Source organism: Methanococcoides vulcani, assembly GCF_900111645.1.
GTDB classification, from domain to species: Archaea; Halobacteriota; Methanosarcinia; order Methanosarcinales; family Methanosarcinaceae; genus Methanococcoides; species Methanococcoides vulcani.
This window is the reverse complement of the sequence record NZ_FOHQ01000003.1, coordinates 22576-35751: the sequence shown is the minus strand read 5'-3', so window position 1 is coordinate 35751 and position 13176 is coordinate 22576. Positions and strand designations below refer to the sequence as shown.

The window sequence follows — 13176 nt, the reverse complement described above, 5'->3', positions numbered from 1 at the left end:
TTAAATATGTATAGAAATATTAAACTATAAATCTAAAATAATTAGGGTTGAAAAAATGGGGAAAAATTTAAAGATCGGGATGTTCTCCTGGGAGAGTCTACACTCGATAAAAGTGGGCGGTATAGCACCGCATGTTTCCGAACTTGCAGAAGCTCTTGCTGAGAAGGGACATTCAGTTCACATATTTACAAGAAATCATGAACTTGAACCATATGAGAAAGTGAATGGAGTTCACTACCATCGTGTTGACCATTCTCTTGACGGAGGCATTGTCCAGCAAATGGATAGTATGTGTGATTCAATGTACTCGAGATTCCTTGATGTTACGAAGGAATATGGCAAGTTCGATATATTGCATGTCCATGACTGGCATCCTTTCAATGTGGTCTCAAGGATCAAATATGAATTTGGAATACCCTTTATGTTCACATATCACAGTACTGAATGGGGAAGGAACGGTAATGTACATGGAAACTGGTGGGAAGCCGAGGAAATATCTCACAGGGAATGGAAAGCCGGCTATGAATCCATAAAAGTCATATCCACTTCACAACAACTTACAGATGAGATCAAGTTCCTATACCAGATACCCGATGAGAAGATCACCATCATTCCAAACGGTATATTTCATGGCAAAATGAAAAAGGACGTTGACGCCGGTGAAGTGAAAAAAAGATTTGGGATCCATCCTCTTGCACCGGTTGTTTTGTTCATAGGACGTATGAGCTACCAAAAAGGTCCGGATATACTTGTTGAAGCGATCCCTGAAGTGTTGGATCATCGCTGGGATACCCAGTTTGTCTTCATTGGTGAAGGTGAAATGCGCCCTCACTGTGAACATCTCGTAAATGCAGAAAATGTTTCAGATCGTTGTCATTTTCTGGGGTATGCAGATGATGAAACAGCAAGGGACTGGTTTAATGCATGCGATATTCTCTGTATTCCAAGCAGGAACGAACCTTTTGGCATAGTTGTTCTTGAAGGCTGGGATGCTGAAAGGACCATCGTTGCAACAGATGCTGTCCAGATAATCGATAATTATGTCGATGGTATCCTTGTATACAAATATCCGGAGTCTATTGCATGGGGCTTAAATCACGTGCTTGACGATCTCTCCAATGACAGCATGAGACAAGCTGGTAAAGAACTTATCGACACTAAATACAACTGGCACAAGATCGCAGAACAAACAAGTGAAGCGTACCTTGATGCTATCAAAAATTAAATTCTGGCAATCAATAGTGACTAATGCCATCGGAAATATAATAAAACGGGAGGCTTGGGAATGCAGTCGGTTTGCATCTGTTCAGAAGTACATTTTCCTTGGATGCCAAAATGGTACTGGCCATCTGGGGGGTATCGTTCTCCGGAATTCGAAACATATTTTGATCAACCCCAAATATACTCTGCTTTAGAAAGAAATGTGCCGGAGATAATCAGTACGAATGAGGCTTTGCTGGATTCAATAGATAATGGTGCGAAGTATACTTTTGATATATCCGGGATATTTTTAGATCAATGTAAATGGAATCCTGCTTTAATAGAATCATTTCAGGAGATAAAGGACAGGGGTGCCAATTTTTCAGCTTCCCCTTATTATCATTCCGTATCGTCCCTTTTCCCTGATAATAAGGAATTTAAAGATCAGGTTTCCATGCATCGGGATAAGATCAAAGAGATCTTCAGTATTAATCCCCGTACATTCATAAATGCGGAACTGATACTTACAAAAGAGCTCAGTACGACACTTAAAGATATGAAGTTCAAGTGCCTCATTTCAGAAGGTTCAGAAAATCTATTGTATGGAAGTGATCCAATGTACGTTTATGGTAATCATATACCGACGTTATTGCGTCACATATCCCTAAGTGAAGACATAGAATTACGCTTTTCAGATCAGAATTGGAAAAGCTATCCTTTGATCGCTGATAAATTCGCTTCATGGATAGCAGGTATGGAAGGCGATGTGACGACATTACATTTGAAATATAGTTCTATCCTTGCTCATCAACAGAACAGAAGCGATATACTTCAGTTCCTGATCGATCTTCCGGAAAGTTTTGATAAATATGGAATTTCCATGGTAACCCCTGAAGAAGCTTTGAAGAAATTCAAGACAAAAGAACTTCCTTCTATCATAAACAAGTCTACTTCTCGCTATGGAATGCATAATTTACTTGGAAATCATCCTCAGCACCTGTACCTGCATGAACTGATAAGTATAGGTGAGATCCTTCAGACGTTAAAAGACACTCCTGAATATGAAAAACTGAATTGTATCTACCGATACCTACAACAAAGCGAAATATTGCTGGAGATGGGGTCTGACAACAATAATCTTGGCTATGAAAAGGCAGTTAATAGCTTCTCTGCGATCTCGGACTTTAAACGTGCACTTCTGGAGGTGAGGGTATGAGATCCGTGTGTATGTACTTCCAGCTCCACCAGCCTTATCGTTTAAAGTGGTTCTGGCCGGATGACTCAAAAGGGTTCGAAAGGTATTTCGATGTTGCAATAAACCGAAATATCTTTGAGAAGGTTGCCAGCAAGTGTTACCTTCCAGCCACAACTCTCCTGGCAGAACTCGTTGACCAGTATGAAGGCAATTTCAAGTTCAGTGTTTCAATAACCGGAACTCTTCTGAGCCAGTGTGAAAAATGGAATCCTGATGTCCTTGACATTTTCAACCAACTTGCTGATTCAAAGTGTGTGGAATTCCTTGATGAGACCAATTATCATTCTCTTGCAGGTCTTTTCGATAGCAAGGATGAGTTCAGGGAAGAGGTAAAGACCCACCATGATCTCACTTCAGACCTGCTTGGTGTAAAGCCACAGGTCTTCAGAAATACAGAACTCCTTTACAATAACAGTATTGCAGAAACCGTCTCATCCATGGGTTACAAAGCCATACTTACCGAAGGGGTTGATCGGCTGCTGGAATCCCGCTCACCCAATCATGTCTACAAGGCAAAGGACTGCGACATCGCCGTTCTTATGAGGAATTATAAGATGAGTGATGATATAGGCTATCGTTTCTCAGCAAAATGGTGGGAAGAGTATCCATTAACTGCTGACAAGTGGGCCTGCTGGGCAGCTAAGGAACAAGGAGATTGCCTGAATATCTTCATGGATTACGAAACCTTTGGTGAACACCAGTGGGCAGACACAGGTATCTTTGATTTCCTCCGGGCTTTACCTGATGAGGTCCTTAACAAGGGCATTGAGTTCAATACACCTTCCGAAGTCATTGAGAAATATAATCCGGTAGGAGAGATAGATGTTGGGGACTTTAGCACGGTCTCATGGGCAGACATGGAAAGAGATACAAGTGCATGGCTTGGTAACGATATGCAACGTAGATGCTTCGAAGAGGCAAAACGGCTTGGTCCTTATGTGAAAAGAACCAAAGATCCGGAGCTTATTAACATATGGAAGCACCTTCTGACATCTGACCACTATTACTACATGAGTACAAAATGGTTAGGCGATGGGGATGTTCACTCGTATTTCAGTATCCATACATCACCCTATGATGCAGCAATAAATTTCATTGCAGTATTCCTGGATTTCAAAACCTGTGTTTTCAGGAAACTGGCTGAAATGGATGAATGAATTATAAATAGTTCTTTAAATGGAGCGATACATTTGATCCGGCATCCAAATGCTATACTTGGCAATGATAAGTTGCTTGTATCAATGGGTGAAAAGGGCGATTTACGGGGATTTTTTTACCCCCGGCGAGATTGGGCTCAACATGTTGATGAGTCCAAAGCTTGCATTTACACAAGTGGAAGATTACTATGGCTGGATTCTCCTGAATGGAATGTAAAACAGGAATCTCCGGATGATACGAATATAATTAAGACCCACCTGTCTCATTTTTCCGGGATCGAAGTATCAATTCATGATCTTGTGCATCAGTCCAGTCCAGTCCTTGTAAGGAAGTATGAGATCACTTCAAAAGAACATATCACTGGCAAATTTTATTATTATTCTAATTTCCAGATTGGAGAAAACCATAGAAAGAACTCTGCATTTTGTGATGTGAACAGCGGTCTGCTTGTTCAATACATGCAGAACTTCTACAGTGGTCTGGCAAGTGCTCCGGAATTTGAAGAATGGCAGGTCGGTAAGATACAGGAGACAGGCTGGGTTGCAAGCGCTAGGAATGATATGGAAGATGGTAAGCTCCAGCAAAATATGGAAGATATAGGCGAGATGGATAATTCCATAGGCTGGGACCTTAACCTCCAGTCTGGTGAAACAGTCACAATTACAGTTTTTATCGGCATCGCTTCAGAAAGGCAGCTAATATACGACCTGCTGGGTGATGTTCTGAAGCAGTTCCCTGATGATATGATGCGTGGATCTGAAGACGGCTCCATTCGGTGGCTATCAAAAAAGCGACCTCTAGAGTTATTAGCACTTGAAAATGATCCACTATTCAAAAAAGAGGTCAAGGGCTTATACGATCGCTCATTACTCTCCCTGAACTTACTTACCGATCCCGATGAGGGAGCATGTCTCGCTTCCCCGGAGTTCGATCCTGCTTTTGAGATGTGTGGAGGGTATGGATTTTGCTGGAACAGGGATGCGGTAGAATCTGTTCTTGCCCTGATGAATGCCGGCTATCCTGAATATGCTGAAAAGTTCTTTGGCTGGTGCAAAAGAGCACAGCTACCTGATGGTTCATGGTTCCAGAGATACTGGCTTGATGGAAAGGAAGCTCCTTCGTGGGGTAATTTTGATGATTCTACACAGATAGATGAGACCGGTTCAACGCTTTATGCAATTGATTATTATTACCGGGAACTGGAAGGAACTAAAAGGGATGAATTTCTGGAAACCATCCGGGAAACGGTTTGGAAGGGTGCAGAATATCTGATAAGAAGAACCGAACAGGGTCTTCATGATCCATGCAGGTGCCTGTGGGAATCTGAAATCGGGATATTCACCTATACGAGTGCTGCTATCTATTCCGGTCTGAAAGGTGCTGCCCATCTGGCAGAGGAGAACAATGAACACATTCTCGCTGAGAAATGGTCTGACAGGGCTGAACTTGTCAGGAAGCGAACCATTGAGAAATTGTGGCTTAAGGAAGGCTATTTTTCCCGTGGCATCATTGAAAGCAATGTCAATAGAACTGTGGATTCGAGTATGATCGGCACTTTCATTCCTTTTGGTCTTCTTTCACCGAATGATCCTGATGAAAGAGCTATGATACTCTCAATGATAGAGCATATTGAAAAAGCTCTCAGGGTTCCGGTCAATGGCTATTTTGGGATCAAGCGTTATGAAAATGATAATTATGTCGGTGGCAATCCTTGGGTAGTGACAACATTATGGCTTTCCCGTGCTTTGCTCACTCTTGCTATGTCGCTTAAGAACAAGAATGATGAATATGACCTGCTGGTGAATAAAGCAGTTGAATACATAAAATGGACAATGAGGAGTGCAACGAGTACCGGTCTCCTATCCGAACAGGTGGATAGGAATACAGGGAAAGCTGCATGGGCCAGGCCTTTGGGCTGGAGTTGTGCACTATTTATTGAAAATGCCCTGCTTCTGGACCAATTGAAAGAAGAGTGACAGATATTAAGTTTGAAATCAATATATCTTAAGGTGTAATTCGGATGTGTCCATCTGCAACATATAATGGTGAATTAGATCATACTTCTGCCATTTCCCAGGAATGGCTGATCACGAACGGCATCGGAGGCTATGCATCATCCACTGTTATTGGTGAAAATTCAAGAAAATATCATGGGCTTCTGATAGCTTCTGCAAACCCTCCGGTTGATCGAAGGGTACTGCTTTCTTCCCTTGATGAAGAGATCATTGCTGGAGATGAAGTATATCGTCTTGCAACTCACAGGTATCCCGATACGCTGTACCCATCAGGTTTCGAATATCTCGATCGTTTTTCTGCTTCTCCATTACCAACATTTGAGTACAGCATCAGGAACATTAAGCTGATAAAGACTATCTTCATGGTCTATGGACAGAACACGACAGTTGTCAGGTATAAGCTGTTCAATCCTGATAATGAGGACATTGTTTTCCGGATTTTGCCTCTTGTGACCAATCGGGATTTCCACCAGATTGGGAAGGCAGGGGTTATCAGTTTTAGTGAGATACATGATCCTACAGGAATTCAGCTGAGAACTGATGATGGTCTTCTCCAACTACGATCCAATATGCACTATAGACAGGAACCCTACTGGAACTATAATTTCGAGTATGACAGTGAACGTGAACGAGGGGAAGCCTATCAGGAAGACCTCTATAACCCCGGCTATTTTGAAAAACAAATTCATGAGCCTGCGAGTGAGGTATACGTTGTAGCTTCGGACAGTATCCTGAAAAAAAAGGACATTGACCATGAATTTGTTAATTCCGGATATGAAAGAGAACTTGTAAGGCAGAAAGGTTTGCAGGATCGTTGCAATTTAAAGGGTGACTTCACACAGAAGCTCGTTAATGCTGCAGACTCTTTCATTGTGCAACGCAGATCTACCGGTTCAGAATCGATCATCGCGGGTTATCACTGGTTTGCGGATTGGGGAAGGGATGCGATGATATCGCTTCCGGGACTTACTCTTGTAACAGGAAGGTTCAATGATGCAAAAGATATTCTGACAACCTTTTCTGAACATTGTTCAGGAGGCCTTATACCAAACCGTTTTTCAGATGACGGTCTTTCTCCTCCTGATTATAATACCGTTGATGCTTCACTATGGTTCATCCATTCACTTGGGCGATATTATTCCTATACGAAGGATGTAAAATTTGTCAGGAAAATGTGGGATACAGTTGTGTCAATAATCCAGAATTATATTGAGGGAACCTTATACGGAATTAGGATGGATGAGGATGGACTCATTGCGCATGAAGGTCAGCTCACCTGGATGGATGTGAAGATCGGTGATCAGGAGATCACACCAAGAGCCGGAAAAGCATGCGAAATAAACGCTTTGTGGTATAATGCGCTATGTATTGCCATCCAACTGGGGGAAATTTTAGGTGCAAATACAAAGCATTATTCTGAGATCGCTCAACTGGCAAAGAGCAACTTCACTGAAACTTTCTGGAATCCGAAGGATCTGTGTCTTTATGACTGCGTTTCTGTAAATGAAGATATGTCGGTCAGTAAAGATGCAGCTGTCAGACCGAACCAGATATTTGCAGTGTCACTTCCCTACACGATGCTTGATCATGAAAAGAAAATGATGATCGTTGAAAAGGTGAAGGAGGATCTATTAACTCCTTATGGACTGAGGTCCTTATCGCCGAAGGACAGCCGCTACAATGGAAGATACCGGGGTGATAGAGATTCCCGGGACCGCGCATATCATAACGGGACTGTCTGGGCATGGTTACTCGGACCGTTCGTTACTGCATATGCAAAGGTCAATAACAAGTCTCCGTTAAGTCTGGAATATTGCAGGCGCTTGTTAGTTAATTTTGAAGCTCATCTTGATGAGGCTGGAATAGGAACGATCTCCGAAGTATTTGATGGTGATTCCCCGCACAGACCGGGAGGATGTATCTCACAGGCATGGAGTGTTGCTGAAATATTAAGGGCTTATGTTGAAGATGTGAATGTTTAAAGTTATCACTGAATGGAAATCATGATCCGAATAAAAAAAGTAAATTTCAGAGATATGAAATACAGGATATATATCCTGTAATTTTAGACTTGTTATTGATGTTCTGTGTTAGTGCCTCACAGCACCAACATCCTCAAACCCTTGCCTTTGACCAGTACCGGCCTGCTTGACAAGTTTCTCAGGGTGGAACAACATGTTAACGACATTTAAGGCATGTTCACGAGAGCGCATTTCCATAAGATATGCCAGTTCCCTTTCATCCTTTGCCTCATCTTCATGAACGAACACCTCGATAATATGGGTGTTCGTCATAAGCTGTGCCTGTATTATGCCGGTCGAAGCTTCATGTGCGCAGATCTTATCCTGCTCTTTTGCTCCAGGCATGCCTAAAGCTATGACAATGTCGCATCCATCTTCCTCTATGAGCTTCTTGGATGCCACCGGCAGGTCCTTTACGCCGGGAACTGTGATCCGCTTTATCTTAACGGATATGTTCTGCTGGATCTCATCGACCGCAGCACGCCCCATGTTGAAGCGTGCAAAGGTCGTGTCTACTACGCCTATGGTCTTCATGTGATTCACAGTGTGTCCAGTACGCTGGCAGCTGCCTCTGTACCTGGACCGATCTCATTTACAATACCGAGTTTCTTCAGTACAAGTTCCAGTTCCTGAATTGTCAGCATGATGTCCTTTGGTGCGACATTGCCCATGCTTCCGATCCTGAAGATCTGGCCGCTGAGCCTGTTCTGACCGCCGGCGATGATGATTCCCTTGTCCATCATACCTTTCTTGATATCGTTGCTGTTGACACCTTCGGGTGCTTTCATTGCAGAAACGGTGTTAGAGTAATCGCTGAACTCATTGAGCTGTGGGAACATCTCGATACCCATAGCATCCATTGCAGCACGTATAGCAGCAGCACCGGTTGCCTGGCGGTTGATCCTTGCTTCCATTCCCTCTTCCATCACGATCTTCAGTGCTTCCTGAAGTCCGAAGAACAGTGGTACTGCAGGTGTATATGGTGTCTGGGACTTGTCAGCGCTCTTCTTGTATGCCTTAAGGTCAAGATAGTATGGCAGGTTTTCCTTGGTCATTGCTTCAAAAGCACGTTCGTTCACGGAGAGCATGGAAAGTCCTGGTGGTGCAGCAACACATTTCTGGGAACCTACTACAGCGATGTCGACTCCCCATTCATCGACCTTGACGTCATCTCCGCCGATGGATGTGACGCCGTCCATGATGAACAGTGCATCGTACTTCTTTGCGAGTTTTCCTATCTCTTCTGCAGGATTACGAATACCTGCGGAGGTTTCATTGTGGACCATTGTGACAGCTTTTGCACCTTCTGCAAGCTTTTCTTCCACAAGGCCGAGGTCAACGGACTGGCCCCATTCGAACTCAAGAGGAACTACCTGACCGTATCTGGCTGCGATGTCCTTGAACCTTTCACCGAACTTACCGTTCTCGATCGCGACGACCTTGTCGTCCTTATCGATGGTGCATCCGAGAGCAGCTTCCATTGAAGCTGTTCCTGAACCGCTGATTGTAAAGAGGTCGTTCTGTGTCTGGAAGATCTCTTTGAGCATTGCAGTACAGTCATCAAACATTGCAGAAAATTCCTTGCCCCTGTGGTTTATCATGGGTTTTGACATTGCCCTGAGCACTTTTGGTGCAACAGGAACAGGGCCAGGCATCATTAATAATGTGTCTTCAAGGTCCATATAATTCTCCTGGTATTTTTATTAATAAGTAAGTGAATGTCGTATCTAATGCAAACCTAGTATATAACTAGTTTCATGGAATTGAAAGCTCTTGAATGCTTTGCTTGTCCACGTTGGTAATTAGTTATGCATTCTATTCATGAAATAAAGATGTTGGCCGTCGAGACGCTATTACATGAGGCAGAATGTCATAATCTCCTTGAATGTTGATATGGTATGCAATGGTATCTGCTTGGTCTTTACCACTGTTCATATCTTTCATGTTTGGTTCAACACCATTGGCTTCGCGTACTTCTATGTTCAATTCCTCGCATCTCATCATTATCATAATGCGCATCTGTTTTCATTTTTGCAAAGAGTTTATATATTAATAACTAGATAACTTTTAATTGATATTAGGTGATCCGAGTAAGACCATCTAATAATAATTGGATAGGTGGCGGAGTATATGAAAACAAACAAAATAGGCATTTTAGCCATTTCATTACTAGTAATGATAGTGGCTGCGGGCACCGCAATTGCACCTGCAACTGTAGGTGTAGATATCAAACCATATTCATAGCCAAATTCCATTAATGTAAAAGCCAATGGTGAAATCCCAGTTGCAATATTGACTGGACCTGGCTTTGATGCAGCCGCGATAGATCCATCTACTGTGCTTTTAGCTGGGGAGTTTGAACCAGTGTACAAGAAAGGAGAGGTCAAGGCAGCACTTGAAGATGCCGATGGTGATGGCGATATTGATTTGGTGCTTCACTTTAAGCCGGATAGAGATGAACTACCAGGTTTGGTTGTTGGTGATGGTGCTATATAGGTAGATGGGGATAAAGGTACGATTGATGGTTACCTAAATGTGACAGGTATGACCTATAGTGGTACAGACTTCATAGGCATGGACACAGTAAGACTTCTTCATGTAGAATTCTGATTCAACATCAGAATCTATTTTTTTTCTTTTTTAATGGTTACGAGATTGAGATTCTATAATCCAATCTGTTATGATGAAAATCAGTCCAAATAAGAAGGATATTAACACTGTAGAAGCATAAACTTTTAAAATAAAGTGTAAAATTAACAATTTGAATTTTAGAGTATCTCTTTTCCAAGATACCTATCTCTCACCATTTAGTACGACATTTATAATTCAAACCTCAAGCTTCCACAAAATACAAATGCTGATGATCAGGACAATACATTTCCATCTCCAGCTTGATGCGCTGGATTAAGTCACAGGAATAAACAGCAACCACACCAAAGTATTCTTTCAGAACCCGACACAGCTCGTATGTCGTGATACCGTCGTACACGTATCCACGGAGTTCTTGGAGCACAAATCTTGCATCTATTCTTCTGAAATTGTCTCATTCACATCGATGTTCTCGATCAGGTATCGCATCATCTGACTGTGGTCACTGAACACGGTCTTGCGTACCAGCGTGTTGACAGCAATGTCATGATAATCGACTTGCTTACAGTGAGAGCAGCGTGTGCGGATGTACGTGTTTTCGCCTTTAAATTACACATCCTCAATGTATGGTATATACAGGCATCTACAGAACCCATCTCCATTTTCATTTGGATTGTGTTTACAGTTCTTATGTGGGATAGGCATATTTTCAAATGCTTCTTCGATTGTAACTACCATACCCTCAAATACACGACATACTTTACATGATTGGGATCCTGCAGCAAGTATTTCCACTCTGTCGATACCATTTTTTTGATGATTTAGCAATTGAAATCGTGCAGATTCTTGGAGTGTCGGGAAAAACTCTTCGTTATTTTCATAGAGTTCTCTCGCTTTTTGGAAGTACATCATCGATTCGTTATGCAAAGCTTTTATGTTTGAATATTGATCAATTGTATTCGAACTTTTTTGCTTTGGTTTACCCTTCAAAAAATCAAATAACCCCACGCTACCCTTCCGCTTGTATTGATTGTTAGTGCCCTATCCTTCAATTTTCGACAGAACTTCATTTTTTTTCTAATTGTTTTTCTGCCCATAACAGGGTTGCCTTACCAATCATTTCAGACCAGTTATCAAACGAAGTATTATCCCTGATGTACTCATTGTATTTTTCATCGTTTTTATCGATATCTGAATAAGCAAGACCGATAAGTCCTTCACAGGCATCTATAAGTTCTTGGACAGTAACAAATCCAAAAAACGTGTATATCCTCATGAACGATTCATCTAATAATTCATCAAGTGGTACTTTAGCTGCAATTTTTTTCTGAAGCTCTTCTAATTCTTTGTGTAGCTTAACAACCTCAACAACGTCAGATTCGATCATAAAATCACTCCCTTGTTTTATCATTTGTTCTGAGTTCGGTAAAGGCGAATTCACTCTTCAATAAATCAAATAACCCCCGTATTTCCCCAACCCACTCATAATAATAATTATTTGAATTTGACTTTCTCGACAGATTCGGAAATGACAATCGGTTCTTTCGCTTCGCATCCACCCGCTGGCTTAACCAAGTCTCTGATCTTTTCTTTGTCGGTTTCGGTTAGCGCGTTTATCAATTCATTGAATCTGTTTTCAAGTACTTTTATATCGGACGACTCGTCCCGAGCCTCTGTCTCTTTCGCGTACTTACCGATGAACTCAGCAAGTGCGATATTGACGAGATCAGACATGCTACTAAACTCTTCGGTTGCCACTAGTTCTTCTGCTTTTTTCTTCACATACGGACTAACGGTTGCATGTATTGACTCTTTCTTGTACTTGATTGGCATTACATAATCATTACATAACCATGACATATAAAAAATACTAGAAGTATTATGGCATAATTATGGCATATTCAGCACATATTTGTTTGATGAAGTTGATGCCATAATTAGGTGATAAAAATTACATCTTATAGATCACTGCACATAAACGTCCCCTTGGATGATTATGACAAAATGGAGAAGATTGTGAAATCGGGGAAGTACGTCAATATAAGCGACGCCGCTAGGCGATATCTCAAAGACGGTATTCGAAACGACATGGAGTGAGGGTTGAAAATGAACGGAAGAAGGAAGGCATCAGTACATACGACGGTATCACCGCTTGCAGAAAGGCAGTTGGAATCTCTGGTTGATTCGCATAACTCGTTTTCCAGCAAATCCGACGCTGTGGACAAAGCAATCGGTATGCTGTACTACGCGGTCAACCACAACGTGTTGGTACAGGTGTGCCTTTTTGATCCTTAACCATGAAGCAGCTTGATCACATCGTGTTTTGTGACAAAGCCGGTGGTAACTCCTTTTTCGAGTACCAGGACGGCAGGATTTCGCTCAAGCATGTGTGAGATCACATCAAGTTCAGTGGTTGGTGAGACGGTTGGGAATGCATCCCCCATCATATCCTTGATCTTCATCTGGGATATGGTCGAAGCCTTCCTGTCTGCCATGTATTTGATGATAGTATCCTCTGAGATACTTCCAACAGGTACTCCATTATCGATCACAGGGACCTGTGAAAAACCGTGTTTTTCCATCAGGTTAACGGCAGATTCTACAAAATCCTCCGAAGAAACAAATATCACAAGAGTGTGCATTATGTCCTTTGCAAGTATCTTTTCCTTTTCAACTTCCTCAAAAGCGGTGAATATTTTCCTGAGTGTGGAAAGCCGGGGGTCAACATCGCCGGATTCTATACGGGCTATCAAAGGCTGACTAACACCTGCACGCTTTGCAAGACCACTCTGTGTAAGGTTCAGTTCGATCCTTTTCTGCCTTAGTCTTTCAGGAGTCGGAAGTTGCATAATATTACTGATAGTAATGATTCTATTTAAAGAGTTTGATTATTTAATTCAAAAGCATGCTAAATGGTTGCAACAGGCAGACATTTATA

General features: G+C 42.0%; 15 protein-coding genes. 7 read left to right on the top strand and 8 right to left on the bottom strand.

Going from position 1 to position 13176, the window contains the following annotated elements; translation table 11 throughout:
- Positions 1-55 precede the first annotated feature (55 nt).
- From BMX02_RS05525 to BMX02_RS05505, 5 genes are read left to right on the top strand one after another with little or no spacing between them, the layout of a single operon-like run.
- Positions 56-1225, top strand: a complete 1170-nt coding sequence (locus tag BMX02_RS05525; RefSeq protein WP_091689715.1) for a glycosyltransferase family 4 protein — start codon at positions 56-58, stop codon at positions 1223-1225.
- Between the two features lie 60 nt (positions 1226-1285).
- Positions 1286-2416: a glycoside hydrolase family 57 protein gene (locus BMX02_RS05520; RefSeq protein WP_091689714.1), complete on the top strand. Its 1131-nt coding sequence runs from the start codon at positions 1286-1288 to the stop codon at positions 2414-2416.
- Positions 2413-3612 carry a glycoside hydrolase family 57 protein gene (locus BMX02_RS05515; protein ID WP_091689713.1) on the top strand — a complete coding sequence of 400 codons (1200 nt, stop codon included), beginning with the start codon at positions 2413-2415 and terminating at the stop codon, positions 3610-3612. The genes BMX02_RS05520 and BMX02_RS05515 overlap by 4 nt, the downstream gene beginning before the upstream one ends.
- Before the next feature lie 33 nt (positions 3613-3645).
- Positions 3646-5589: a glycoside hydrolase family 15 protein gene (locus BMX02_RS05510; protein ID WP_091689712.1), complete on the top strand. Its 1944-nt coding sequence runs from the start codon at positions 3646-3648 to the stop codon at positions 5587-5589.
- Positions 5590-5633: 44 nt separating this feature from the next.
- Positions 5634-7610: an amylo-alpha-1,6-glucosidase gene (locus BMX02_RS05505; RefSeq protein ID WP_091689711.1), complete on the top strand. Its 1977-nt coding sequence runs from the start codon at positions 5634-5636 to the stop codon at positions 7608-7610.
- Between the two features lie 108 nt (positions 7611-7718).
- Here the strand turns inward: BMX02_RS05505 and ribC are convergent, their stop codons facing one another.
- The 3 genes from ribC to BMX02_RS11605 all read right to left on the bottom strand — a co-directional run bounded on the left by ribC (position 7719) and on the right by BMX02_RS11605 (position 10021).
- A complete protein-coding gene (gene ribC, locus BMX02_RS05500) occupies positions 7719-8183 on the bottom strand; it encodes a riboflavin synthase (protein WP_091689710.1) in 465 nt (154 codons plus the stop codon).
- Between the two features lie 5 nt (positions 8184-8188).
- Positions 8189-9331, bottom strand: coding sequence for a pyridoxal-phosphate-dependent aminotransferase family protein (locus BMX02_RS05495; protein WP_091689709.1), 1143 nt, complete (start codon positions 9329-9331; stop codon positions 8189-8191).
- 360 nt (positions 9332-9691) lie between these two features.
- Positions 9692-10021: a hypothetical protein gene (locus BMX02_RS11605; RefSeq protein ID WP_135644064.1), complete on the bottom strand. Its 330-nt coding sequence runs from the start codon at positions 10019-10021 to the stop codon at positions 9692-9694.
- Here BMX02_RS11605 and BMX02_RS12230 point away from each other — a divergent pair.
- Complete coding sequence (locus BMX02_RS12230; protein ID WP_280176523.1) at positions 10014-10145, top strand: hypothetical protein; 132 nt, start codon at positions 10014-10016, stop codon at positions 10143-10145. The two genes, BMX02_RS11605 and BMX02_RS12230, sit on opposite strands and share 8 nt — an antisense overlap.
- A gap of 337 nt (positions 10146-10482) precedes the next feature.
- Here the strand turns inward: BMX02_RS12230 and BMX02_RS11600 are convergent, their stop codons facing one another.
- From BMX02_RS11600 to BMX02_RS05470, 4 genes are all read right to left on the bottom strand, one after another.
- A complete protein-coding gene (locus BMX02_RS11600) occupies positions 10483-10662 on the bottom strand; it encodes a hypothetical protein (protein WP_135644068.1) in 180 nt (59 codons plus the stop codon).
- Between the two features lie 185 nt (positions 10663-10847).
- Positions 10848-11246, bottom strand: coding sequence for a hypothetical protein (locus BMX02_RS05480; protein WP_091689706.1), 399 nt, complete (start codon positions 11244-11246; stop codon positions 10848-10850).
- A gap of 58 nt (positions 11247-11304) precedes the next feature.
- Positions 11305-11625, bottom strand: a complete 321-nt coding sequence (locus BMX02_RS05475) for a hypothetical protein (RefSeq protein WP_091689705.1) — start codon at positions 11623-11625, stop codon at positions 11305-11307.
- Positions 11626-11732: 107 nt separating this feature from the next.
- Positions 11733-12071, bottom strand: coding sequence for a hypothetical protein (locus tag BMX02_RS05470; RefSeq protein ID WP_091689704.1), 339 nt, complete (start codon positions 12069-12071; stop codon positions 11733-11735).
- Between the two features lie 273 nt (positions 12072-12344).
- Here BMX02_RS05470 and BMX02_RS05465 point away from each other — a divergent pair, with 273 nt between their 5' ends.
- The gene (locus BMX02_RS05465; RefSeq protein ID WP_091689703.1) at positions 12345-12533 is read left to right on the top strand and encodes a hypothetical protein; all 189 of its coding nucleotides are present in this window, start codon (positions 12345-12347) and stop codon (positions 12531-12533) included.
- On the opposite strand, the gene BMX02_RS05460 is transcribed toward BMX02_RS05465, so the two are convergent.
- Entirely contained in the window at positions 12530-13087 is a 558-nt protein-coding gene (locus BMX02_RS05460; protein WP_091689702.1) for a CBS domain-containing protein, read from the bottom strand. The two genes, BMX02_RS05465 and BMX02_RS05460, sit on opposite strands and share 4 nt — an antisense overlap.
- Positions 13088-13176 lie beyond the last annotated feature (89 nt).